The sequence below is a fragment of the Microbispora sp. CA-135349 genome (assembly GCF_050947365.1).
Classification (GTDB): Bacteria; Actinomycetota; Actinomycetes; order Streptosporangiales; family Streptosporangiaceae; genus Microbispora.
The window spans coordinates 1,892,545-1,916,911 of the sequence record NZ_CP192001.1 but is presented as its reverse complement, the minus strand read 5'-3'; the positions used below and the strand labels follow the sequence as shown (position 1 = coordinate 1,916,911).

Genomic DNA, 24,367 nt, shown 5'->3' with positions numbered 1-24,367 from the left:
GCGATCAGCCGTTCGACGCGGCAGTGGTCGGCGCGCCGACGGCGGCGGGCGCGGTTTCGCCGGTGAAGGTGAACGTCGCGGCGTCGCCTTCGCCCTCGATATCGATCTTGACGACCTGGCCGGGCCGCAGCTCGCCGTACAGGATCTTCTCCGACAGCGTGTCCTCCAGCTCCCGCTGGATCGTGCGCCGCAGCGGCCGGGCGCCCATCACCGGGTCGTACCCGCGGTCGGCCAGCAGCTGCTTGGCGGCCGGGGTCAGCTCCAGGCCCATGTCGCGGTCCTTCAGGCGCTCGGCCACCTGGGCGAGCATCAGGTCCACGATCTGGATGATCTCCTTGGGCGTCAGCTGGTGGAAGACCACGATGTCGTCGACGCGGTTGAGGAACTCCGGCCGGAAGTGCTGCTTGAGCTCCTCCTGCACCTTCACCTTCATCCGGTCGTAGGTGCTCTCCTCGTCGTTGGCCTTCGCGAAGCCCAGCCCCACGGCCTTGGAGATGTCGCGGGTGCCGAGGTTGGTCGTCATGATGATGACGGTGTTCTTGAAGTCCACCACGCGACCCTGGGCGTCGGTCAGGCGACCGTCCTCCAGGATCTGCAGCAGCGAGTTGAAGATGTCTCCGTGAGCCTTCTCGATCTCGTCGAACAGGACCACGGAGAACGGCTTGCGCCGCACCTTCTCGGTCAGCTGGCCGCCCTCTTCGTACCCGACGTAACCGGGCGGGGAGCCGAACAGCCGCGAAACGGTGTGCTTCTCCATGAACTCCGACATGTCCAGCATGATCAGCGCGTCTTCGTCCCCGAACAGGAACTCCGCCAGCGCCTTGGACAGCTCGGTCTTACCGACACCCGACGGACCGGCGAAGATGAACGACCCACCCGGACGGCGCGGGTCCTTCAACCCGGCGCGCGTGCGCCGGATGGCCCGCGACAGGCCCTTGATCGCGTCGTCCTGACCGATGATCCGCTTGTGCAGCTCGTCTTCCATCCGGAGCAGCCGCTGCGACTCCTCCTCGGTCAGCTTGAACACCGGGATGCCGGTGGCGATGGCCAGGACCTCGGCGATGAGCTCCTCGGTCACCTCGGCCACGACGTCCATGTCGCCGGCCTTCCACTCCTTCTCCCGCCGCTCCCGCTTGAGCTGCAGCTGCTTTTCCTGATCACGCAGCGCCGCGGCCTTCTCGAAGTCCTGCGCGTCGATCGCGGACTCCTTCTCCCGGCGCACGTTCGCGATCTTCTCGTCGTACTCGCGCAGGTCCGGCGGCGCCGTCATCCGGCGGATCCGCATCCGCGACCCCGCCTCGTCGATCAGGTCGATCGCCTTGTCCGGCAGGAACCGGTCGCTGATGTAGCGGTCGGCGAGGGTGGCGGCGGCGACGAGGGCCCCGTCGGTGATCGACACCCGGTGATGCGCCTCGTACCGGTCCCGCAGACCCTTGAGGATCTCGATCGTGTGCGACAGCGACGGCTCGGCCACCTGGATCGGCTGGAACCGCCGCTCCAGCGCCGCGTCCTTCTCCACGTGCTTGCGGTACTCGTCCAGGGTCGTCGCACCGATCGTCTGCAGCTCACCCCTCGCCAAAGGGGGCTTCAGAATGCTCGCGGCGTCGATCGCGCCCTCCGCGGCGCCCGCGCCCACCAGCGTGTGCAGCTCGTCGATGAACAAGATGATGTCGCCGCGCGTACGGATCTCCTTGACGACCTTCTTCAGGCGCTCTTCGAAGTCGCCCCGGTATCGCGAACCGGCCACCAGCGCACCCAGGTCCAGGGTGTACAGCTGCTTGTCCTTCAGCGTCTCGGGCACCTCACCCTTGACGATCTTCTGCGACAGGCCCTCCACCACGGCGGTCTTGCCCACACCGGGCTCACCCACCAGCACCGGGTTGTTCTTCGTCCGGCGGGACAACACCTGCATGACCCGCTCGATCTCCTTGTCCCGGCCGATCACCGGGTCGAGCTTGCCCTCCCGCGCGGCCTGGGTCAGATTGCGCCCGAACTGGTCCAGCACAGCCGAGGTCGACGGCGCCGACTCCTGCGGCCCGCCCGCCGCCGCCGGCTCCTTGCCCTGATACCCGTGCAGCAACTGGATGACCTGCTGACGCACCCTGTTCAGATCAGCGCCCAGCTTCACCAGCACCTGCGCCGCGACACCCTCACCCTCCCGGATCAACCCCAGAAGAATGTGCTCGGTGCCGATGTAGTTGTGCCCGAGCTGCAACGCCTCGCGCAGCGACAGCTCAAGAACCTTCTTGGCCCGCGGCGTGAAGGGGATGTGTCCCGACGGCGCCGACTGCCCCTGGCCGATGATCTCCTCGACCTGCTGGCGCACCCCCTCGAGACTGATCCCAAGACTCTCCAGAGCCTTGGCCGCCACACCCTCGCCCTCATGAATCAGACCAAGAAGAATGTGCTCAGTACCGATGTAGTTGTGGTTGAGCATCCGAGCCTCTTCCTGGGCCAGGACGACAACCCGCCGCGCACGGTCGGTGAACCTCTCGAACATCTCGTCGCTCCTCGCTGCGGCGTGACCTACAATCGGAGTCTCCACTTCGGTTACAGGCTATGAAGCGGCGAATCCGAATGTCAATCGAGGCGTGGGGAGAGCCGAGGGATGCCGAACGACCAGCGCGCACCCGAGCCGGACGTTTCCGCGGCACCGGCCAGGACGCTGCGCGCCGACGCCCAGCGCAACCGTACGCGCATCCTGGAGGCGGCCGAGGCCGTTTTCGCCGCCAAGGGTCCCTCCGCCTCCACTGAGGAAATCGCCCAGAAAGCCGGAGTGGGGATCGGGACCGTCTTCCGGCACTTCCCCACCAAGGAGTCCCTGCTCAAGGCAATCATGCACGCGGTCGCCGTCAGGCTGGCCGAGGAGACCCGCGCGCTCGCGACCGAGGGCGACCCCGCCACCGCCCTGTTCACCTTCTTCACCCGCACGATCGAGCAGGCCGCGGAGAAGAAGACCGTCGTCGACCTGCTCGCCCAGGCGGACATCCCGGTCACCGTCGCCAAGCCGGTCCTCGCCCTGCGTGAGGCCGTCGAGGTGCTCGTCGGCAAGGCCCAGCAGGCCGGGGCCGTGCGCTCCGACGTCCGGGTGCCGGAGGTCATGGCCCTGTTGATCGGCCTGTGCCAGGCGTCGCTGAACACCCCGTGGGAGCCCGATCTGCGGGCCCGTACGCTCGCGATCGTCTTCGCGGGCCTGAGCCCCGCCGCCGCGACCGGCTGACCCCCGCCTCCGGCGGCCGGGAAAAGCGGCAGAGAGAAAGCGGCCGGGAAAAGCGCAGCTCATCGGCGTGGCGGGCACGTCGCGTGAAATCGCGCGCCGTACAGCCGCAATGATTGGTCGGGCACGGCGCAGACGACCATGCGGTGGAGGCGCCGGCACCGATCACCGTTGTCAGAGAGGAGACGACGTGCGGCGCCAGGACGAGGCCGAAGATCTGGTCCAGCTGCTCACGCCCGAAGGCGAGCGTGTCGCGCACCCCGAGTACGACCTGGATCTGTCGAAGAGCCAGTATCGAGGGCTGTATCGCGACATGACGCTGGTGCGCCGGATCGACAGGGAGGCCTTCGCCCTCCAGCGCCTCGGCGAGCTGGGGATGTGGATCCCCTGCCTGGGCCAGGAGGCCGCCCAGATCGGCTCGGGCCGGGCGCTGGCGCCGGACGACCACGTGTTCCCCTCCTATCGGGAGCACGGCGTCGCCTGGTGCCGGGGCATCGCTCCCCTCACGCTCATGGGCATGCTGCGGGGCACGACGAACGGCGGCTGGGACCCTCGGGAGACCCGCTTCCACCTCTACACGATCGTCCTCGGCGCGCAGACGCTGCACGCCGTGGGGTACGCCATGGGGGTCCGCAAGGACGGCGACGACTCGGCCGTCGTGGCCTACTTCGGCGACGGCGCGGCGAGCGAGGGGGACGTCAGCGAGGCGTTCAACTTCGCGGCCGTGTTCGACGCGCCCGTGGTGTTCTTCTGCCAGAACAACCAGTGGGCCATCTCCCACCCCGTCGGACGGCAGAGCCGGGCGCCGATCTACCAGCGCGCGCGGGGCTTCGGCTTCCCGGGCGTACGGGTGGACGGCAACGACGTGCTGGCCTGCCTCGCGGTGACGAGGGCCGCGCTGCGGCACGTCCGCGAGGGGGGCGGGCCGTTCCTCATCGAGGCGCACACCTACCGGATGGGCCCGCACACCACCTCCGACGACCCGGGACGCTACCGGCCCGCGGAGGAGGTGGACGCGTGGCGGAAGAAGGACCCGATCGCGCGTATGCGGGCGTATCTGCTGCGGGAGGGCATGGCCGACGAGGCGTTCTTCACCGAGGTCGACGAGGAGGGCGAACGCATGGCCCTCGAACTGCGCGACGGGGTCATCTCCATGCAGGATCCACCGGTGGACGCGATGTTCGAGCACGTCTACGCCGACCGGCACGCACTGGTCGAGGAGGAGCGCGCCTGGTACGCCGCCTACCTCGACCGCTTCGAGGAGCCCGGCGCCTGACCACCGGCGCCTCACGCGATCGGAACCGGGCGCGGCATGCCGATCCGTACGGGCACACCGGGAGACGCGTGCACGAGCGGATGATGGTCGGGCGGATGGTGGTCGGGCGGATGGTGGTCGGGCGGATGGTGGTCGGGCGCGGGGAGCCCGGCCGCGTCGAGCAGTCCCTGCTCCAGTCCCGTGAGCCGGGCGTGGTGCAGGGGCCAGCGCGGGTGTTCCACCTGCGCCGTCGCGAGGCGGCCCGCGATCACCGTGAACAACCGGTACCGCTCGACGAGGAAGTCGGCGAGCCCGTCCCGCTCGGCCTCCGTCAGCGGCGCGCCGAGGTCGACGTCCGCGTCGCAGCGCACCCCGGAGGGCCCCGGCCACCGGCGCACACAGCGGTAGCGGCGCCGCGCCCCCTCACCGGTGACGGACATGTCCGACCAGTAGTACGGCAGCCGATACGTGGCCCGGGCACCCAGCACCGCGGGCAGCCTTCCGGCGTCCAGCGACAGGAACCACAGGCCGCGCCTCCCCCGGGCGTCCCGGGCGTACGTGCGCACGTTGGTCTCGGGAAAGCGCGACAGCCATGGCAACGGCGGCACGCCGGGCGCCCGCACGTCCCGCATCAGGAACGGCGTGAGCCCGACGTACGCGGACCCCTCATAGGTGTCGACGGTGAGCCCGTCCGGCAGGAACGCCTGCACGACCGCGGGCGGATATCTCCAGTGGATGAACGTGATGTCGGACCAGCGGTGGTACATCACCGGAAGCCCGACCCGTCCTGACGGCATGGAAACCATGTCCCGGCCTCTACCCGGAACGCCGCATGCCGGTCGCGTGATCGCGCAGAAACGGCGTGGCGCGCCGCGGAGAACGGGGACTCGGCCGCCCCGGAGCCCCCCGCCCCGGAGCCCCCCGCCCCGGAGCCGCCCGCCGCTGCCGCGAGCACCCCTTCCGTGTCGGTCCGCGACGCTACGATTTTCCGCATGTCGGACGACTTAACGGGGAACGCCCGATCCTTCCAGGTGGACCTGCGCGGGCTGGTCGATCTCCTGTCCCATCATCTGTACTCCAGCCCACGGGTTTACCTGCGCGAGCTGCTGCAGAACGCCGTGGACGCGGTCACCGCACGGCTGGCGGTGGACCCGGCGGCGCCGACGGACATACGGATCACGGTCGAGGACAGCGGCCTGCGGATCGACGACCCGGGGATCGGCCTGACCGAGGCGGACGTGCACCGCTTCCTCGCCACCATCGGGCGGTCGTCGAAGCGCGACGACCTCGAAGGCGCCCGCCAGGAGTTCCTCGGCCAGTTCGGCATCGGCCTGCTGGCCTGCTTCACCGTGGCCGAGCGGATCCAGGTGCTCACCCGGTCGGCCCGCGACCCCGGCGCTCCGGGCGTGGAGTGGTCGGCGACCTCCGACGGCACCTACTCGGTGCGGTCGCTCTCGCCGGACGAGCGCGCGGAGCCGGGCACGACGGTGCGCCTGCTGCCCCGGCCGGGGGCGCAGCGGTGGTTCGCCCCCGAGCTCGTGGCCGACCTGGCCCGCGATTTCGGCGCGCTGCTGCCGTACGAGGTGACGGTGGTGGGGGGCGGGCGGACCGTCCGCACCACCGACAGCCCTCCGGTGTGGGACCGCGCGTACCGGTCGGCGGCCGAGCGCCGGGCCGCGCTGCTCGCGTACGGCGAGCGGGTGCTCGGTCTCGCGGCGCTCGACGTGGTCGAGCTCGACGTCGAGCTGGCCGGGGTGCGGGGCGCCGCCTACATCCTGCCGAACGCGGCCAACCCGGCCGCCGGGGGCCGCCACCGGGTCTATCTGAAGGGCATGCTGCTCGGCGACGCGGTCTCCGGAGTGCTGCCCGACTGGGCCTTCTTCGCGCGCTGCGTGATCGACACCGACACGCTGCGCCCCACCGCGTCACGGGAAGGGCTGTACGAGGACGAGACGCTGTCCGCGGTCCGCGAGGCCCTGGGCGCCCGGCTGCGTGACTGGCTGACCGGACTGGCCGCGCAGGAGCCGGGCCGCCTGGCCGCGTTCCTGTCCGTGCACGCCCTCGGAGTCAAGTCGCTGGCCAGGCACGACGCCGAACTCTTCCAGATCATGCTGCCCCACCTGCGGTTCGAGACCACCGACGGCGAGGTGACGCTCGCCGAGTTCGCCAGGAAGCACCCGGCGGTGCGGGTCACGTCCTCGGTGGAGGAGTTCCGGCAGGTCGCCGGCATCGCGTCGGCCCAGGGCCTCGGGGTGGTCAACGGCGGCTACACCTACGACGGCGAGCTGGTCGCCGCGCTTCCCGGTGTCCTGCCCGGGGTGACGGTCGAGGAGCTGGACGCGGACGCGGTCACCGCTGCCCTCGACCCGGTGGACCCCCGCGAGGAGCTGGCGATGGCCGCGTTCCTGGCCGCGGCCCGCGCGGCGCTGGACCCGCTGGAGTGCGACGTGATCCTGCGCGCCTTCTATCCGGCGTCGGTGTCCGCCCTCCACCTCGACTCGCGGGCCGCCCGGAGCGAGCGCACCCGCGCGGAGACCGCCGCCGAGTCCGACGAGCTGTGGGCCGAGATCCTCGGCGCGCTCAAGTCGTCCGCGCCGCGCGCGCAGCTCGTGCTCAACCACCGCAGCCCGGTGGTGCGCAGGCTGGCGACGATCCCCGACAGGACGCTGCTCGTCACCGCCGTCGAGGCGTTGTACGCCCAGGCGTTGCTGATGACGCACCGGCCGCTGCGGCCGATGGACGCCTCGCTGCTGAACCGGGCCTTCGACCAGTTGCTCGGCTGGGCCGCGGCGAGCGTGACCGGTGAAGGAGAGGGGCAGTGAGCGATACCGCGGCGATCCGCGCGGACCTGCAGGAGTGCCGGGCCCTGCCAGAGGGCCGGCACAAGGCCGAGCGCCTGGAGGTGCTCGCCGCGCAGGCGCGCACCGCCGGCGACCGCGGGCTGGAGGGCGAGGTCCTGCTCGCCCTCATCGAGGCGTACCTCTACGCCGCCGAGGGCGACCGGATGCCGGTCGCCGCGGGACGGCTCCTGCGGCTCCTCGACGACTTCCCCGCGGAGCTGGGGCGGCTGACCTACTCCATCTACTGGCAGCTCAAGTGGATGACGCACAGCCTCGTCAACAACCCCGCCGTGCCGCTGGAGACGAGTCACCGCTGGCTCGACGAGCTCCAGAGCCGTTACCGGGAGCGTGGCTACAGCCCGCGCCCGGTGCTCGCGCTGCGCTCACTGCTGGCGCAGGAGACCGGCGACGTCGAAGCGGCCGCCGCCGCGATGGAGGCGTCCATCGCCGCGCCGGACGACGAGATGGCCGACTGCGAGGCCTGCGAGCACAACGGGTGGGGCGCGTGGCGTGAGGCCGCGGGCGACGACGAGGGCGCGCTGGAGTTCTGGGCGCCGCTGCTCGGCGGCCGGCTGACCTGCGCCGAGGAGCCCCACCGCGTGCTCGGACAGGCCCTGCTGCCGCTGCTGCGGACGGGCCGCGCCGACGACGCCCGAGGCGCCCACCTGAAGGGTTACCAGCTGGCCCGGCGCACGCTCTCCCTGCGGGAGACCGTGGGGCAGCACATCGAGTTCTGCGCGCTGACCGGCAACGAGGCGCGCGGCCTGGAGATCCTCACCGAGCACGTCGCCTGGCTCCCGCCGCAGGGCGAGGAGGTCTCGCGGCGGCTCGGCTTCATCTGCGGCGCCGCCGTGCTGCTGCGCCGCCTGGCCGCGCTCGGCTACGACGACCTGCCGGTGGGCGACCGTACGGCGGGAGCCGTGCTCTGCGACCTGGAACGGGAAATCGGCGACATCTGCGCCCGTTACGACGCCCGCAACGGCACCCGGGTCGTGAGCGAGCAAGTGGCGGCCCGGCTGAGCCGGGAACCCCTGCTCGACCGGCTGCCGCTGGGCTCTCCCGTACGGCTGCCGCGGCCGGCGGCGGCGGGGGCCACCGGCCCGGTCCCGCCCCGCCCCGCGCAGGCGTCGCCCGCGCAGGCCTCCCTCGACGAACTCGTCGCCGAGGCGCGGCGGCTGTCCGCACTGCGTCACCCGCACGCGGACGAGGCGTGGGAACGGGTCGCCGCGACCGGGTCCGAGCTGCCCGAGCCGGTGGCCGCGCAGGTCGAGTTCAGGAGGGCGGGGACGGCGATGGAGCAGGACCCCGGCGCCGCGCACCCGCGGCTCCTCGCCGTCGCGGAACGCTTCGAGCGGCTCGGCGACCGGGCCCACGCGCTGGAGGCGCGCGCCGCGGCGGCCGTCGCCCTGGCCTACGCGGGTGACCGGGCCGGCGGCGAGTCCCTCGCGGAGACCGTCACCGCCGAGGCCGCCGCCGCGTACGCCCGGGGGGCGCTCGACGCCGGGGAGTACCTGGCGGCCCGCAGGGCCGGGGCGTACGTCGCGGTGAGCACGCTCGCCGGCCCGGACCAGCCGGCCGAGACCGACATCCAGGCGGCGCGCGCCCGGGTGGAGGCGGAGTTGTCCACGGCGGAGGAGCTGGGCGGCACCGGCCGGGCCGGCGCCTACCACGACATCCTGGCCCGGATCTGCTTCCTGCTCGGCGACCTCGACGCCGCCCGCACGCACCTGACCGCCGCTGTGGACCGCTACCGCGACGCGGGCATGCCCTGGCACGCCGCGCGGCCCGCGGGCATGCTCGGCCGGATCGCCCTCGATCACGGGGATCCGAAGGGCGCCGAGGACCACGTGTCGACGGCCCTGGAGTGGGGCGGGGACCTGCTGCCCGCCGACGAGGCGGCGGAGCTGAGCTCCCTGCTCGTCGAGGCGCTCGGCCGGCAGCCCGGCCGGCAACTCGACGTGGTGGCGGCTGCACTCGCCGCGGCCGACCGCTGGGACGGCATCTCCGAGGCGGACGCGCTGCACAACATCTTCGCCGCCGCCGGCGCCTACCACGCTCTCGATCGGCACGGCGAGGCCATCGCACTGTTCGAGGAGGCGATGCCGCGCGTCGAGGTCCCGTACGAGGCGCGGGCCGTCGCGCGGACGCGGGCGCAGTACGGCCGGTCGCTGACCGAGCTGGGCCGGCACCTGGAGGCCGCCGAGCAGCTCGTCATGGCCGCGGGGCTCGTGCAGGACGACCCCGAGGCGAAGGAGCTGAACGCGGAGCTGGCCTGGTCCGCCGCCGAGGCGCTGCAGTTCGCCGGGCGGATGGACGAGGCGCTGCTCGCCTACCAGCGGGCGGCGCGGCTGTGGGGCGACCTGGATCAGATCGTCCCCCGCGTGCGGTGCCTGCGCTCGGCCGCGTGGCTGATGGTCTGGACGGATTCGGGGGACGGCGACGGGGACGACGCGACGGCCGAGGCGCCCGCTGTCACCGCGATGCGGGCCGTGCTCGCCGAGCTGGAGTCCCTGACGCTCGGCCTCCGCGAGGCCGAGTCGCCGGAGTCCCAGCCGTCGAAGTCCGAGCCGTCGGACGAGGTCGTCTCCGAGCTCGCCGAGACACGCCGGCAACTCCAGGCCATGCTCGACGGCGACCTCTATCCCGACCTCGACTTCGAGGAGGACGCCGACAGGGAAGACCGGCCGTGAGCCCGGACGGGAGCGGGACTGAACGCATTCCGCCGCGACACGCGCGAACTTTCGTCGGAACCTATTAAAAGTTAGCCACATTCGCCCCAACTATCTTCACAAATCACAAAAGGACGCTTACCTTCGGGACAATCGCCGCGACCCCGGCCGGTTGTGAAGCGGAACCATGCCCATCATCGTGCCGGGCCGTACCGCACCGAGGGAAAGGAAGCACCGCCATGCCCCCCAGGCGGCCAGCCGATCGCACCAGAAAACGGATCGCGCAGACGTGTGCCTTACTCCTGGCCTTCACGGGCCTGACCGTGCTCACCCCGGCCGCGCCCGCGCAGGCGGCGCCCATCGACGCCGCCGACTATCAGCGCGTGGAGCTCGCCAGGGGTGTCGCCGAGATGGGCGAGCCGATGACGATGACCGTGCTGCCCGACCTGTCGGTGCTGCACACCGCTCGTGAGGGCGTCCTGCGGCGCACCGACGCCCGCGGCGACACCACCGTGGTCGGCACGCTGAACGTCTACAGCCACGACGAGGAGGGGCTCCAGGGAGTCGCCGCCGACCCGGGCTTCGCGACCAACCGGTTCATCTACCTCTACTACGCGCCCCGGCTCAACACCCCCGACGGCGACGCCCCGGCGACCGCGTCCGACTTCTCGGCCTGGAAGGGCGTGAACCGGCTGTCCAGGTTCACCGTCAAGCCCGACTGGACGCTGGACAAGGACAGCGAGGTCAAGATCCTCGACGTGCCGGCCGACCGCGGCATCTGCTGCCACGTGGGCGGCGACATGGACTTCGACGCCGACGGCAACCTTTATCTCTCGACCGGCGACGACAGCAATCCCTTCGACTCGTCCGGCTACTCCCCGATCGACCAGCGGCCCGACCGCAACCCGGCGTACGACGCCCAGCGCAGCGCGGGCAACACCAACGACCTGCGGGGCAAGATCCTGCGCATCAAGGTCAAGCCGGACGGGACCTACGACATCCCCGAGGGCAACCTGTTCGCACCGGGCACTCCGAACACCCGGCCCGAGATCTACGCGATGGGCTTCCGCAACCCGTTCCGGCTGAGCGTCGACAAGGCCACCGGCGTCGTCTACGTGGGTGACTACGGCCCCGACGCCGGCACCGCCGACCCCAACCGGGGGCCGAGCGGCCAGGTCGAGTTCAACCGGGTCACCCGTGCCGGCAACTACGGCTGGCCCTACTGCACGGGCACCAACACGCCGGCCGAGACCTACAACGCGTTCACCTTCCCCTCCGGCCCCTCCGGAGCGAAGTACGACTGCGCCGGCGGCCCGGTCAACGCCTCCCCCCGCAACACCGGGCAGCGCACGCTGCCGCCCGCTCAGCCCGCGTGGATCAGGTACGGCGGCGACGCCGGCTCGCCCCCCGAGTTCGGCGACGGCTCCGAGTCCCCCATGGGTGGGCCGATCTACCACTACGACGCCGACCTGAAGTCCGCGGTCAAGTTCCCGCAGGACCTCGACGGCCACCTGTTCGCCGGTGAGTTCGGACGCAGGTGGATCAAGGCGATCGACGTGCAGGCAGACGGGACGCGCGGTGACATCGCGAACTTCCCGTGGACCGGCACCCAGGTGATGGACCTGGCCTTCGGCCCGGACGGCGCGTTGTACGTGCTCGACTACGGCACCGGCTACTTCAACGGCGACGCCAACTCGGCGTTGTACCGCTTCGAGTACATCAAGGGGCGCGACCGCTCCCCGATCGCCGTGGCCAAGGCCGACAAGACCTCGGGCAAGACGCCTCTCACAGTCACGTTCTCCTCGGCCGGCTCCGCCGACCCCGAGGGCGCCACGCTCACCTACGCCTGGGACTTCGGCGACGGCACCACCTCCACCGAGGCGAACCCGGTCAAGACCTACGACAAGGACGGCGAGTACACCGCGACGCTCACGGTGCGCGACCCCGCCGGCAACAGCGGCAGCGCGAGCGTGCGCATCACGGCGGGCAACACCGCTCCGACCGTGGTCATCGAGACCCCCACGGCGGGCAGCCTGTTCCAGTGGGGCGAGACGGTCCCCTTCACGATCAAGGTGACCGACCCGGAGGACGGCGACGTCGACTGCGCGAAGGTCAAGATGACCTACGTGCTCGGCCACGACAGCCACGGCCACCAGATCACCTCGAAGAACGGCTGCTCCGGCGAGCTCACCGTCCCCGTCGACGGCGAGCACGACGACGCGGCGAACATCTTCGCCGTGTTCGACGCGGAATACACCGACAAGGGCGGACTGACCACCCACGCGCAGCACATCCTGCAGCCCCGGCACCGCCAGGCCGAGCACTACACGGCCTCCCAGGGCATCAACCCGATCGGGAAGAGCAACGCGCACGGCGGCAGGACGGTCGGCGACATCAACGCCGGCGACTGGATCTCCTTCAAGCCCTACGAGCTGACCAAGGCCAAGGGGATCACCGCCCGCGTCTCCTCCGGCGGGAAGGGCGGCACCATGGAGGTGCGCGCGGGGTCGCCGACCGGCACCCTGCTGGGCAAGGTGAGCGTGCCCGTCACCGGAGGCTGGGAGACGTTCACCGACGTGTCCGCGCCGCTGTCGAACGCCCCGGCGGGCACAACCGAGCTCTACCTGGTCTTCAAGGGCAACGACGGCGCGTTGTTCGACCTGGACGACTTCACGCTGACGGCCGAGCCGCCCACGGGCAGGAGCCCGGGACCGATCGTCGGCCCCGCCGGCCTGTGCCTCGACGTCTCGAACGCCGATCCCGCCAACGGCACCAAGGTGCAGCTCTGGGAGTGCAACGGGACCGGGGCGCAGGTCTGGACGGTCAGCGGCAACACCCTCCGCTCGCTCGGCAAGTGCCTCGACGTGTCCAACGGCGGCACCGCCGACGGCACGCGGGTGCAGATCTGGGACTGCGTCGCCGGCGTCGGCGCGCAGGTCTGGACCGTCGGGACGGACGGCACCATCAAGAACCCGCAGTCGGGCAAGTGCCTCGACGCCTCGGACACCGGGCAGATGGTCATCAAGACCTGTGACGGCGGCAACGCCCAGAAGTGGACGCTGCCGGCCGGCGAAAGCGCCGAGGGCGAGGTCCTGGTCTTCTCCCGTACGGCCGGCTTCCGGCACGACTCGATCCCGGCGGGCATCCAGGCCGTCAAGGACCTGGGCTTCAAGGTCACCGCGACCGAGGACCCCGCCGTCTTCACCGCCCAGAACCTCGCGAAGTACAAGGCCGTGGTGTTCCTCAGCACCACGGGCGACGTGCTGAACGACGCCCAGCAGGCGGCCTTCGAGTCGTACGTCAAGGCGGGCGGCGGCTACGTGGGCATCCACGCGGCGGCCGACACCGAGTATGACTGGCCGTTCTACGGCGGCCTGGTCGGGGCGTGGTTCGCCTCCCACCCCGCCGTCCAGCAGGCGACGGTGAAGGTGGAGGACCGGGCCCACCCGGCGACCGCCCACCTCGGCTCGACGTGGACGCGCACCGACGAGTGGTACGACTACCGGACCAACGCCCGCAGCACCGCGCACGTGCTGGCCACACTCGACGAGAAGTCGTACTCGGGCGGGAAGATGGGCGACGACCACCCGATCGCCTGGTGCAAGGAGTATCAGGGCGGCCGGTCGTTCTACACGGGCGGCGGGCACACGGCGTCCTCGTTCTCCGAGCCGGAGTTCCGGCAGCACCTGCTCGGCGGCATCAGGTACGCCATGGGCGACCTGAAGGCCGACTGCCGTCCCGAGACCGGCTACACGACGCTCTACAACGGCAGCACCACCGGCTGGGAGCAGGCCGGGCCCGGCGGGTTCACCAACGCCGACGGCACCCTGACCTCGCACGGCGGCCTGGGGCTGTTCTGGTACAAGGCGAAGGAGTTCCACTCCTACTCGCTCAAGCTCGACTGGAAGATGCGCGGCGACGACAACGCGGGCGTCTTCGTCGGCTTCCCCGCCTCCGACGACCCCTGGTCGGCGGTCGACAACGGCTACGAGATCCAGATCGACGCCACGGACTCCCCGGACAAGACGACCGGGTCGGTCTACGGCTTCCAGTCGGCGGACCTCAAGGCCCGGGACGCCGCGCTCAACCCGCCGGGTCAGTGGAACACCTATGAGATCCGCGTGGAGGGCGAGCGCCTGCAGATCCTCCTGAACGGCGTGAAGATCAACGACTTCGTCAACACCGACCCGAAGCGGTCCCTCCAGCAGGGCTACGTGGGCATCCAGAACCACGGCGACGGCGACGAGGTGGCGTTCCGGAACATCCGTATCAAGGAGCTCGACCCGGCGCAGGGCGACGTCACCGTCCAAGCCGAGAGCTGGACCGAGGCGAACGGCGTCGACACCTACCCCCACGCCCCCGCGCACGGCGGCACCGTGCTCGGCTACGTCAACCCCGGCGACTGGGCGGCGTACGACGGCGTGGACCTCACCGGCGTCACCCGCTTCACGGCCCGGGTGGCCTCCCCCGACCCCAGCGGCGGCTTCGAGATCAGGACCGGTTCCCCGACCGGCCCCCTGCTCGGCAGCGTCACCGTTCCCAACACCGGCGGGTGGGAGTCGTACGCGGACGTCTCGACGCCGCTCACGAACGTCCCCTCCGGGAGCGTGAAGCTCTATCTGGTGTTCACCGGGGCGAACTTCGACGTGGACGACTTCACGCTCATCCGCGGCCCGAAGGACTCGCCGGAGGTCAAGCTGACCGTCACCGCCGCCTCCCGGTGCATCGGCACCTCGGCGTATCTGGCGGTCACGGCCGTCAACAACGGTGACGTTCCGGCGACCGTGGAGCTGAACACCCCGTTCGGCAAGAAGACGGTGGCCGACGTGGCTCCGGGCAAGCAGGCCTACCAGTCCTTCAACACCCGGACCGCCCAGATCGACGCCGGCAAGGTCACCGTGAAGGGGACCGCGACGATCGGCGGCAAGCAGGTGACGTCGTCCTACGACGCCGCCTACACCGCGGCCTCCTGCCGCTGAGCTGCTTACACCGCGGCCTCCTGCCGCTGAGCTGCTTACACGGCGGTCGGCTGCCGCTGAGCTGCTCACACGGCGGTCAGCTGCCGCTGACCTACACCGCGGCGACCACGGTCTCCACGACGTGGACACCGCGCTAGCACAACCGGGGCCGGCCGATGAGCCGGCCGGCCCCCCATAAATGGAGCGAACATGAGAATCAACAGGACCACCCAGCTGCTCGCCGCGGCCGTGCTCGGCCTCGCGCTCGCCGGTGCCGGCGTGGCCGGTCCCGCGCTGGCCGACGACAACCCCGGCAGCGGCATCGACGTGTCGGTGAAGATCGAGCCCATCACCACGCCCGGTCAGCTGTCGATGACGGTGGCCGACAACAACGGGGTGTCCCTGACGGAGAACGGTTCCGACGCCGCCGCCCGTCAGTTCACCGGCACCCTGCCGACGGTGACGGTGTCCGACACCCGCAACCCCGAGGACATCCCCGCCGGTGAGTTCTGGGCGGTCGTGGGCCAGTCGAGCCAGTTCGTCGCCTCCGACGACCCGGCCAAGACCATCGGCCCGCAGTACCTGGGATGGAAGCCGCGTCTGCTGAGCGACTCCTCCACCGGGGCGGTGTCGGCCGGTGAGCCGGTCTCCAGTGTCATCTCCGACGGCACCGGAGCCCCCGAGGTGGGTCTGCAGGGCCAGGAGCTGCTGGTGTCGACCGCCAACTCCTCCGACGAGATCGGCACCTCGAAGGTCAACGCCGACCTCGCCCTGCGCACCCCGGTCGACGTCGCCGCCGGCGAGTACCACTCGACCCTGACCCTCTCGCTGTTCAACCAGACCTGATCTGCCCGGTGCGAGCGAGCAGACAGGAGACACCTTCGTCGGCCAGAGGGCAGATCGACGGCGCTGACGCGCCGATCTGATTCACCCGGGGTGCCCCGTGACGCGAGTCGCGGGGCACCCGCTTCCGTTTCTGGCTCGCCTCGTCTCCGCGAAGCCGGAATGCTCCCCGCGGAGGTGGCGGCGTACTTCACCGCCGCCGGCGCCTCCCGCGTGCGCCGCCGAGCCCCGTACGTCCGGTCAGGCCGTCGTGATCGCGGACTCGATGCCACGGTGCCGGGCGGCGCCGTGCGCGAAATCGGGTACGCCCGGCGTGCCGCCCTCGCGCAGGTCGTCCAGGAACCGCTGGTAGGCGTGGGCGACCGCGTAGGCCGGCGCGTCGGCGTGGGGGTCCAGCCGCGGGACGCGAACGTATGACTCCGGCACCGTCAGGGGAGCGAGTCCGGTGGATGTCCCGCGGCCGCCTTCGATGGTGATCGGGCTGAGCTGGAGGTGGCCGATCGGGGCGGTGATGACGAGGTCGCCCTCGGTGCCGTTGATCTCCCAGCGGAAGTTGATGCCCCGGGAAACGCCTCCGCGGTAGTGGAAGGTGACCACCGCGCCGCCCGGCAACCGTCCCGAGGCCACCACCTGGTCAGCGGCGGTCATGGGCACGGGCAGTCCGCTTTCGGTGTCCACGGCGGACGTACGCCGCGACGCCAGGTCGATCCGCAGGTCCTCGGGCTCTCCCAGGACGGACGCGTATCCGTCGAGGGTGTGGGCGAAGGGGATGGTCAGCAGTGTCGCGCCGTTGGCGGCGTCGAGCACGTAGTGATCGCCGGGGCCGACGGTGGCGCCCCAGGCGCCGCCGGAGCCGACGACCGTCGTGGACAGCACCTCCCCCACGTAGCCGTCGGCCACGAGATCCCGCACGTAGGCGAGGGCCGGGTGCGACCGCGCCTGGAGTCCGACGACGGTCGGCAGCGCGCGGCCGCGTGCCTGCCGCGCCATGTCCTCGGCCTCCGCGAGCCCGTTGCCCAGCGGCCACTCGCACAGCACGCTCTTGCCTGCGCTCAGCGCCGTTCGCACCAGTTCCCGGTGATGCGGCACCTTCACCGCCACGACCACGAGGTCCACCTCGTCGCAGGCGGCCAGTTCCGCCGCGGTCCCGAAGGTGCGCGACACACCGTGCTTGTGGCCGGAGCGCTCCGCCGACTGTTTCGAACTCGCGGCGAGGGCCCTCAGCTCGTAACCCGGGACGGCACGCAGGGCCGGCAGGTGGGCGCGCTCGGCCCAGCCTCCGTTCGCCCCGAGTCCGATGATCCCCACTCCGATCGGCTTCCCGGACCGGACCGGCTCGGCGAGCGGCGACTGAGAGGTGTTCATGATCAGCGACCTGTTCTTTCTGTAGACGGTGCAGGAACGCGTTCGCTGTCCAGCAGGGCCATGAGAGGGGCGGCGTAGCGGGTGCCGGCCACCGCGCCGGCCGGGACGGCCTCGTCGATCGCGCGGAGGTCCGTGCCGGTCAGGGCGACGCCGGCCGCGGCCAGGGCCTCCTCGACGCGGCGCGGCCGGCGGGTGCCCAGGACGGCCACGATGGTGCCGCGCTCGCGGCTCTGGGCGATGACCCAGGCGGTGGCGAGTTGCGCGACGCTGACGCCGTGCACGTCGGCGAGCGGCCGCAACCGGTCGACGAGCGTGAGGTTCGCGGCGAGATTGCCGGGGTGGAAGCGGGGCAGCCAGTGGGCGCGCGGGTCGCCCTCGGCCGGTTGCCGGTAGGCGCCGGTGAGCAGGCCGTGTGCGAGGACCCCGTAGGCGGTGACGCCGATCCCCAGCTCGCGGCAGGTGTCCAGGATGCCGTTGGTCTCGGGGCCACGGCTGAACAGGGAGTATTCGATCTGCACATCGCAGATCGGATGCACGGCGTGGGCCCGGCGGATGGTCTCCGGCCCCACCTCGGAGAGCCCGATGTGGCGGACGTACCCGGCCTGGACCAGCTCGGAGATCGCGCCGATCGTGTCCTCGATCGGGGTGTCGGGGGCGAGGCGAGCGGGGCGGTAGATGTCCACGTGGTCGCTGCCGAGGCGGCGCAGCGAGTAGGCGAGCGCGTTCTTCACGTAAGCGGGCCGGCCCTCGATGCCGACGAAGGCTCCGTCGGGACCGCGCAGACCGCCGAACTTGACGCTGAGGAGCGCCTTGTCGCGATCACCGGCGCGCAGGGCGCGGCGGATGAGGTCCTCGTTGTGGCCCATGCCGTAGAAGTCGGCGGTGTCGAGGAGGGTGATGCCGGCGTCGAGGGCCGTACGGATCGTGGCGATGGCGTCGGCCTCATCGGCGGGGGCGGTGTGGTCGGACATGCCGGCGCAGCCCAGCGCGACAGGGGCGATCCGGGGGCCACCGGTTCCAAGTTGTCGGGTCTGCATGGTGCCTCCTGTGAAGCGTGAAGGGTGGACGGGGACGCCGCGGGTGCGGCCGTTTGTTAGCGTTGATATCTCAACACTAGGAAGAGGCACGTTGATATGTCAACACAAGGCGAAGAGGCCGCCGCGTCTAACGAGGCCGCGACAGGCGCCGCACCGGAGCCCGTCGATTTCTGGGTCGCCTTCAAGCGCGCCCACGAGATCGTCCGAGCCCTCGTGATCGCGGACACCGCCGAGGCGGCGAACCTGTCCGAGCCGGACCTGACGATCCTCGTCAACCTCATCAAGGCGGGAGGCGCCCTGCGCCAGAGCGAGCTCGCCGCCTCACTCGGCTGGGATCGCACGCGCATCTCCCACCAGCTCACCCGCATGAGCGAGCGCGGACTCGTCGCCCGTGAGCGCACCCGCGGTGTCATCGTCACCCTCACCGACACCGGGCGCGCGGCCATCACCGCCGCACACCCCGGCCTGGACGCCGCGGTACGCCGTCACTTCACCGACAAGCTCTCCGCGCAGGAGATCGAGACGCTGACCTCCGTGTTCAGCCGGCTTTGACGTGCCCCCGCGGCCCGGAGCCCTGAGCCGGGCCGCCGTCCGCCGAACGCGGCAGCCCCCCGCCGCCGAGGATCGCGCCCGGCCCCCGGCGACTCCCGGTCGTCGGCGACAGTGGACGCCGCATGTCAAGATCTTTTGCTTGCATACTAAATTCAAGTATTGACCTAAGTATCGAAGGCGATCATTCTCTGGTCAGGGCTCGTCCCGTTCACCCCCCGAAGAGAGATCGCCATCATGAGACAGCGTTCGAGGATCCATCCCACGCGCCGCGCCCTGACGGCCGTGCTCAGCGCACTGGTCCTGGTCGTGGCCTGCGTCGTCGCGGCGGCGGCCGTGTCCGCACCGGCCGCGGCCGCGCCCGCCCTGCTGTCGCAGGGCAGGACCGCGACGGCCTCGTCCACCGAGAACGCCGGCACCCCCGCCTCCGCGGCCGTGGACGGCAACGGCGCGACCCGCTGGTCCAGCGCGTTCGGCGACCCGCAGTGGCTCCAGGTCGACCTGGGCGCAACGGCGACGCTGAGCCAGGTCACCCTCGTCTGGGAGGCCGCCTACGCCACGGCATTCAAGATCCAGGTGTCCGGCGACGCCTCCACCTGGACCGACGTCTACTCCACCACCACCGGCACCGGCGGCACGCAGACTCTCGACGTCACCGGCTCGGGCCGCTACGTCCGCGTGTACGGCACCGCCCGCGCCACCGCGTACGGCTACTCGCTGTGGGAGTTCCAGGTCTACGGCACGACGTCCTCCGCCACCTGCGGCACGACCGACGCCGCACTGGGCAGGCCCGCCACCGCCTCGTCCACCGAGAACGCCGGCACCCCCGCCTCCGCGGCCGTGGACGGCAACGGCGCGACCCGCTGGTCCAGCGCGTTCGGCGACCCGCAGTGGCTCCAGGTCGACCTCGGCTCCACCAGGTCGATCTGCAGGGTCGTCCTGACCTGGGAGGCCGCCTACGCCACGGCCTTCAAGGTCCAGACGTCCGGCAACGCCTCCACCTGGACCGACCTCTACTCCACCACCGGCACCGGCGGCACGCAAACCCTCGACGTCACCGGCTCGGGCCGCTACGTCCGCGTGTACGGCACCGCCCGCGCCACCGCGTACGGCTACTCGCTGTGGAGCCTCACCGTGAACACCACGGGCGGCTCGACGGATCCGACGACCGGCCCGACGACCCCGCCCGACGCCTTCTGGGGCGACATCTCGAACATCCCCGCGGCCAGGAACGTCGTCATGGTCAAGATCCTCAACCGGACCAACGGCCAGTATCCCGACTCGCAGGTCTACTGGAGCTACAACGGCCAGGTCCACTCGATCGCCGAGCAGCCCTACTTCGACATGCCGGCCAACACGGCGGGCCGCATGTACTTCTACCTCGGCTCCCCCACCAGCCAGTACTACGACTTCATCGAGTTCACCGTCGGCCCGTCGGTGTTCAACGGCAACACGACCCGGGTGGACGCGTTCGGCCTGAAGCTCGCGATGCGCCTGCACGCCCGCGACGGCTACGACGTCGCCGTCGGCGAGGACTACGCCACCTTCGCCGAGTCCCGCGCGGCGACGTTCCAGCGGTTCATCGACGAGGTGCCTGCCGAGTTCAAGCCGCTGGCCCAGGTGCAGGCGCCGTACCGCATCCCGGCCCCGGGCAGCGCGTCGATCTTCCAGCCCGGTGGGGCGTACGCGAACTACTTCACCGGCTACGCCGCCCAGCAGGGCGTGACGGCGACGACCTCGCAGGTCACGGGGTGCGCCGGGCCGCTCGCCGAGGCCCCGAAGATGTGCGCGGCGCTGAACCGGCACGTCGCCGGGATGTCCGACGCCCAGCAGTCGGACGCGGCGAACTATTACAAGGCCGCCCCGGCGAACTACTACGCGAAGTTCTGGCACGATCACGCCATCGGCAAGCTCGCCTACGGCTTCCCCTACGACGACTACGCGGGCCACTCGTCGTTCATCTCGCACGGCGACCCGCAGTGGCTGCTGGTCGCGGTCGGCTGGTAGCGCGGACAGGAGACGCCATGAGACACACCCTTCCGCTCCGGCACGGGCTCGCTCTCGTCCTGGCGGTGGCGCTGGCGCTGCTCGCGAGCGTCGTCGCCGGGCCCGCGCACGCCGCGCCCGTACTGCTGTCGCAGGGCAAGACCGCGACGGCCTCGTCCACCGAGAACGCCGCCGCCCCCGCATCGGCGGCGGTGGACGGCGACACCGGCACCCGGTGGTCCAGCGCGTTCAGCGACCCGCAGTGGCTCCAGGTCGACCTCGGGACCACGGCGACGCTGAGCCAGGTCACCCTCACCTGGGAGGCCGCCTACGCCACGGCGTTCAAGATCCAGGTATCCGACAACGCCACCACCTGGACCGACGTCTACTCCACCACCACCGGCACCGGCGGCGTACAGACCCTCAACGTCACCGGCTCGGGCCGCTACGTCCGCCTGTACGGCACCGCCCGCGCCACCGCGTACGGCTACTCCCTGTGGGAGTTCCAGGTCTACGGCACCACCGGCACGTCCTCGGGCTGCACCGGCCCCAACAGCGCACTGAACCGGCCCGCGACCGCCTCGTCCACCGAGAACGCCGGGACGCCCGCGTCCGCGGCGGTGGACGGCGACCCCGGCACCCGCTGGTCCAGCGCCGCCGCCGACCCGCAGTGGCTCCAGGTCGACCTCGGCTCGGCCAAGACGATCTGCAAGGTGGTCCTGACCTGGGAGGCGGCCTACGCCACAACCTTCAAGGTCCAGGCGTCCGACAACGCCACCACCTGGACCGACCTCTACTCCACCACCACCGGCACCGGCGGCACGCAGACCCTCGCCGTGACCGGCTCAGGACGGTACGTCCGCGTGTACGGCACCGCCCGCGCCACCGGCTACGGCTACTCGCTGTGGGAGTTCGCCGTCCACACGAGCGGCGGCGGCACCACCGACCCACCGCCGACCGGCACGCCGATCTCGGCGTACAAGCAGGTGACGGCCTCGTCGTGGGAGGGCGGCAACGCCCCGGCGGCGGCGCTCGACGGGCGGACGACGACCCGCTGGTCGAGCCAGTACTCCGACGACCAGTGGCTGCGGGTGGACCTCGGTGGCACCGGGCACATCACGGGCGTCACGCTCAACTGGGAGTCCGCGTACGCCACCGGCTACCGGATCGAGGTGTCCGCCAACGGCACGTCATGGACGCCGATCCACACCACGACCACCGGCAGGGGCGGCGTCGAGAACCTGAACGTCACCGGCGACGGCCGCTACGTCCGCTTCGTCGGCACCGCCCGGGCGACGGGCTACGGCTACTCCCTGTGGGAGTTCCAGGTCTTCGGCACCGTGGACACGGCGGCCACGACCGCGCCCCTGCTGTCTCCGCCTGCCAAGGCCCCGGCGGTCACCGGCCAGTTCGCGCTGTCCGCCCCCGCCGACAAGGCCATGGTGACCGACACCCGGCGGCCCGCGTTCTCCTGGGCGGCCGTCTCCGGCGCGGTCCGTTACGAGGTCTGGCTGAACGTCAGCCGCACAGACTACGACTTCACCGCATCGGGCAACCTGATCGACCTCTACACCAAGGTCGCCGAGGTGACCGGCACGAGCTACACGCCTGCCTGGGACATCCCCGACCGGTGGACGTACAAGTGGTTCGTCGTCGCGGTGAGCGGGTCGGGTGCCAGGACGACGTCGAACATCCGCACCTTCAGCCTCTACCTGCCCGACATCGAGCAGGTCGCCGACGGCGTCCCGATCGTCAACGGCGCCCGCGACCTCAACAAGAACGGGACGATCGAGCCGTACGAGAACTGGCGGCTGCCCGTCGAGACCCGCGTCAACGACCTTCTCGGCAGGATGACCCCCGAGGAGAAGGCGTACCAGATGTTCTACAACGCCCAGACCTACCCGCTCTCGGGCTGGCACTTCGGCCCGGCGTTGCCGAACGACCTGCACGCCGTCCTGCTGGGCGCGTCCGGAACCCGGCTCGGCATCCCGCCCGTCTCGGCGGGCGACACCATCGCCGGATACCAGACCACCTACCCGCTGCAGAGCGCGCTCGCGGCGGGCAGGGACTACGCGCTCGACTACAGGCTCGGCGACATGCAGCGCCGCGAGGAGTTGGAGGTCGGGGCGCGCGGCGTGCTCGGCCCGCTCGCCGAGGTCGGCACCAAGGTCCTCTATCCCCGCATCCAGGAGGGCAACGGCGAGAACGCCGACGTCGCGGCCGCCCAGGTCCGCGCGCTGGTGGCCGGGCTCCAGGGCGGCCCCGAGCTCAACCCCTCGTCCGTCCTGGCAACCGTCAAGCACTGGCCGGGCGAGGGCGCGGGCGGCGAGGCCGGGATCACCTACGACGCGGTGACGATCAAATACCACATGATCCCGTTCAGGGCCGCGATGGAGGCCGGCGCCGTCAACATCATGCCGGGCTACGCCGGAAGCTCCTATCTCGACCCGGGCGGCTCGGGCGCGGGCGACAGCAAGCCGATCCTCGACTACCTGCGGAACAACCTCGGCTACACCGGTCTCATCACCACCGACTGGCTGCCGTCCTCCGTATGGGTCAAGGCCGCGAACGCCGGCTCCGACGTGATGGGCGGGGCCGACCCCGGAGCCACCGGGTTCACGATGGCGACCTTCCTGGCAAATGTCCCGATCGCGCGGATCAACGACGCGGTGACCCGGATCCTGCGCCTGAAGTTCACGCTCGGCGTGTTCGAGCATCCGTACGGCGACCCGGTGAACGGCCCCTACCGCTTCCACCAGCCGTCGTACGTCACGCTCGCCAACCAGGCCGCCCGGGAGTCCGTGACGCTGCTGAAGAACAACGGCGTGCTGCCGCTGAAGCTCAAGGCGGGCGACAACGTCGTGGTCGCCGGTCCGCGGGCCACCGACGGGTCGGCCTGCTGCATCTGGACGAGCTTCTTCCACCAGGAGTACGGCTCGCAGACGTTGCTGGACGCGGTCAAGTCGCGGGCGGCCACCGCGGGCGTCAACGTCTACCAGGACACCGGGCCTTCGCCCAAGCTCGCGATCGTGGCGGTCGGCGAGCCGACCTACACGCACGCCACCGCCTGGGTGAAGGAGCAACCCCAGTTGCCCGCAGACCAGCTCGCCGTCATCCAGAACTTCAAGAACCAGGGCATCCCGGTGGTCGTCGTGCTGACCCTCCCCCGGCCCATCGTCATCAGCGAGTGGAACGGCCTGGCCGACGCCATCGTGGTGACGTACCGGGGCGGTGAGGAGGTCGGCCCGGCGACGGCGAGCCTCCTGTTCGGCGACTACACACCGCGCGGCCGCCTGCCGTGGCAGCTTCCGCGCGGCCTCGACCAGATCCTCAGGCCGGGCGGCGGCGACGTGCTCGCCGACGCCGTCGAGGACTGGAACCTCCCCTACGACCTGGGCGCGACCGCCGCCCAGCGGTCGGAGATCCGGGCCCGCATCGACGCGGGCCAGACCGTCCCCACCACCTACGGCAACCCCCTCTATCCGTACGGCGCCGGCCTGCAGGGCTGGTCGTAGGACCGGGGACGCGGAACCCCCGGTCACTTGGGGGTTCCGCGCCGGCGCCGGAACAACGCCTCAGTTCACCTGTCCGATGGGGCGCATCTGCAGGTGGTTGATGTCCACGCCGTTCGGTTGGTCGAGCGTGAAC

General features: G+C 71.1%; 13 protein-coding genes. 9 read left to right on the top strand and 4 right to left on the bottom strand.

The window, feature by feature from the left end; all coding sequences use genetic code 11:
* Positions 1–4: 4 nt before the first annotated feature.
* Complete coding sequence (locus ACQPZZ_RS09230) at positions 5–2,500, bottom strand: ATP-dependent Clp protease ATP-binding subunit (RefSeq protein WP_432930737.1); 2,496 nt, start codon at positions 2,498–2,500, stop codon at positions 5–7.
* Positions 2,501–2,608: 108 nt separating this feature from the next.
* Here ACQPZZ_RS09230 and ACQPZZ_RS09225 point away from each other — a divergent pair, with 108 nt between their 5' ends.
* Both ACQPZZ_RS09225 and pdhA read left to right on the top strand, forming a co-directional pair.
* Positions 2,609–3,220, top strand: coding sequence for a TetR/AcrR family transcriptional regulator (locus ACQPZZ_RS09225; protein WP_432930735.1), 612 nt, complete (start codon positions 2,609–2,611; stop codon positions 3,218–3,220).
* Positions 3,221–3,407: 187 nt separating this feature from the next.
* The gene (gene pdhA, locus ACQPZZ_RS09220) at positions 3,408–4,493 is read left to right on the top strand and encodes a pyruvate dehydrogenase (acetyl-transferring) E1 component subunit alpha (RefSeq protein ID WP_363648113.1); all 1,086 of its coding nucleotides are present in this window, start codon (positions 3,408–3,410) and stop codon (positions 4,491–4,493) included.
* 11 nt (positions 4,494–4,504) lie between these two features.
* On the opposite strand, the gene ACQPZZ_RS09215 is transcribed toward pdhA, so the two are convergent.
* Entirely contained in the window at positions 4,505–5,269 is a 765-nt protein-coding gene (locus ACQPZZ_RS09215) for a YqjF family protein (RefSeq protein ID WP_432930734.1), read from the bottom strand.
* Positions 5,270–5,464: 195 nt separating this feature from the next.
* On the opposite strand from ACQPZZ_RS09215, the gene ACQPZZ_RS09210 reads away from it, so the two are divergent.
* The 4 genes from ACQPZZ_RS09210 (at position 5,465) to ACQPZZ_RS09195 (ending at position 15,785) form a co-directional block, all read left to right on the top strand.
* On the top strand, positions 5,465–7,294 hold the full coding sequence (locus tag ACQPZZ_RS09210; protein WP_432930732.1) for an HSP90 family protein: 1,830 nt from the start codon (positions 5,465–5,467) through the stop codon (positions 7,292–7,294).
* Positions 7,291–10,002, top strand: a complete 2,712-nt coding sequence (locus tag ACQPZZ_RS09205) for a hypothetical protein (protein ID WP_432930730.1) — start codon at positions 7,291–7,293, stop codon at positions 10,000–10,002. Before ACQPZZ_RS09210 ends, ACQPZZ_RS09205 begins: the two co-directional genes overlap by 4 nt.
* A 218-nt stretch (positions 10,003–10,220) precedes the next feature.
* Positions 10,221–14,960 carry a ThuA domain-containing protein gene (locus tag ACQPZZ_RS09200; RefSeq protein ID WP_432930728.1) on the top strand — a complete coding sequence of 1,580 codons (4,740 nt, stop codon included), beginning with the start codon at positions 10,221–10,223 and terminating at the stop codon, positions 14,958–14,960.
* Between the two features lie 189 nt (positions 14,961–15,149).
* A complete protein-coding gene (locus ACQPZZ_RS09195; protein WP_432930727.1) occupies positions 15,150–15,785 on the top strand; it encodes a hypothetical protein in 636 nt (211 codons plus the stop codon).
* 237 nt (positions 15,786–16,022) lie between these two features.
* On the opposite strand, the gene ACQPZZ_RS09190 is transcribed toward ACQPZZ_RS09195, so the two are convergent.
* A complete protein-coding gene (locus tag ACQPZZ_RS09190; protein ID WP_432930725.1) occupies positions 16,023–17,147 on the bottom strand; it encodes a Gfo/Idh/MocA family protein in 1,125 nt (374 codons plus the stop codon).
* A gap of 2 nt (positions 17,148–17,149) precedes the next feature.
* A complete protein-coding gene (locus tag ACQPZZ_RS09185; RefSeq protein WP_432930723.1) occupies positions 17,150–18,184 on the bottom strand; it encodes an aldo/keto reductase in 1,035 nt (344 codons plus the stop codon).
* A gap of 96 nt (positions 18,185–18,280) precedes the next feature.
* Here ACQPZZ_RS09185 and ACQPZZ_RS09180 point away from each other — a divergent pair, with 96 nt between their 5' ends.
* From ACQPZZ_RS09180 to ACQPZZ_RS09170, 3 genes are all read left to right on the top strand, one after another.
* On the top strand, positions 18,281–18,736 hold the full coding sequence (locus ACQPZZ_RS09180; protein ID WP_432930722.1) for a MarR family winged helix-turn-helix transcriptional regulator: 456 nt from the start codon (positions 18,281–18,283) through the stop codon (positions 18,734–18,736).
* A 234-nt stretch (positions 18,737–18,970) separates the two neighbouring features.
* The gene (locus ACQPZZ_RS09175; protein WP_432930720.1) at positions 18,971–20,740 is read left to right on the top strand and encodes a discoidin domain-containing protein; all 1,770 of its coding nucleotides are present in this window, start codon (positions 18,971–18,973) and stop codon (positions 20,738–20,740) included.
* A gap of 17 nt (positions 20,741–20,757) precedes the next feature.
* Positions 20,758–24,234 (top strand): discoidin domain-containing protein, encoded by a 3,477-nt coding sequence (locus ACQPZZ_RS09170; RefSeq protein ID WP_432930718.1) that lies wholly within the window; start codon positions 20,758–20,760, stop codon positions 24,232–24,234.
* Positions 24,235–24,367 lie beyond the last annotated feature (133 nt).

Coding starts and splice junctions, on each gene's coding strand:
- ACQPZZ_RS09225 (WP_432930735.1), top strand. CDS start 2,609: ATGCCGAACGACCAGCGCGCACCCGAGCCGGACGTTTCCGCGGCACCG.
- ACQPZZ_RS09210 (WP_432930732.1), top strand. CDS start 5,465: ATGTCGGACGACTTAACGGGGAACGCCCGATCCTTCCAGGTGGACCTG.
- ACQPZZ_RS09185 (WP_432930723.1), bottom strand. CDS start 18,184: ATGCAGACCCGACAACTTGGAACCGGTGGCCCCCGGATCGCCCCTGTC.
- ACQPZZ_RS09230 (WP_432930737.1), bottom strand. CDS start 2,500: ATGTTCGAGAGGTTCACCGACCGTGCGCGGCGGGTTGTCGTCCTGGCC.
- ACQPZZ_RS09200 (WP_432930728.1), top strand. CDS start 10,221: ATGCCCCCCAGGCGGCCAGCCGATCGCACCAGAAAACGGATCGCGCAG.
- ACQPZZ_RS09180 (WP_432930722.1), top strand. CDS start 18,281: ATGTCAACACAAGGCGAAGAGGCCGCCGCGTCTAACGAGGCCGCGACA.
- ACQPZZ_RS09195 (WP_432930727.1), top strand. CDS start 15,150: ATGAGAATCAACAGGACCACCCAGCTGCTCGCCGCGGCCGTGCTCGGC.
- ACQPZZ_RS09190 (WP_432930725.1), bottom strand. CDS start 17,147: ATGAACACCTCTCAGTCGCCGCTCGCCGAGCCGGTCCGGTCCGGGAAG.
- ACQPZZ_RS09170 (WP_432930718.1), top strand. CDS start 20,758: ATGAGACACACCCTTCCGCTCCGGCACGGGCTCGCTCTCGTCCTGGCG.
- ACQPZZ_RS09175 (WP_432930720.1), top strand. CDS start 18,971: ATGAGACAGCGTTCGAGGATCCATCCCACGCGCCGCGCCCTGACGGCC.
- ACQPZZ_RS09215 (WP_432930734.1), bottom strand. CDS start 5,269: ATGCCGTCAGGACGGGTCGGGCTTCCGGTGATGTACCACCGCTGGTCC.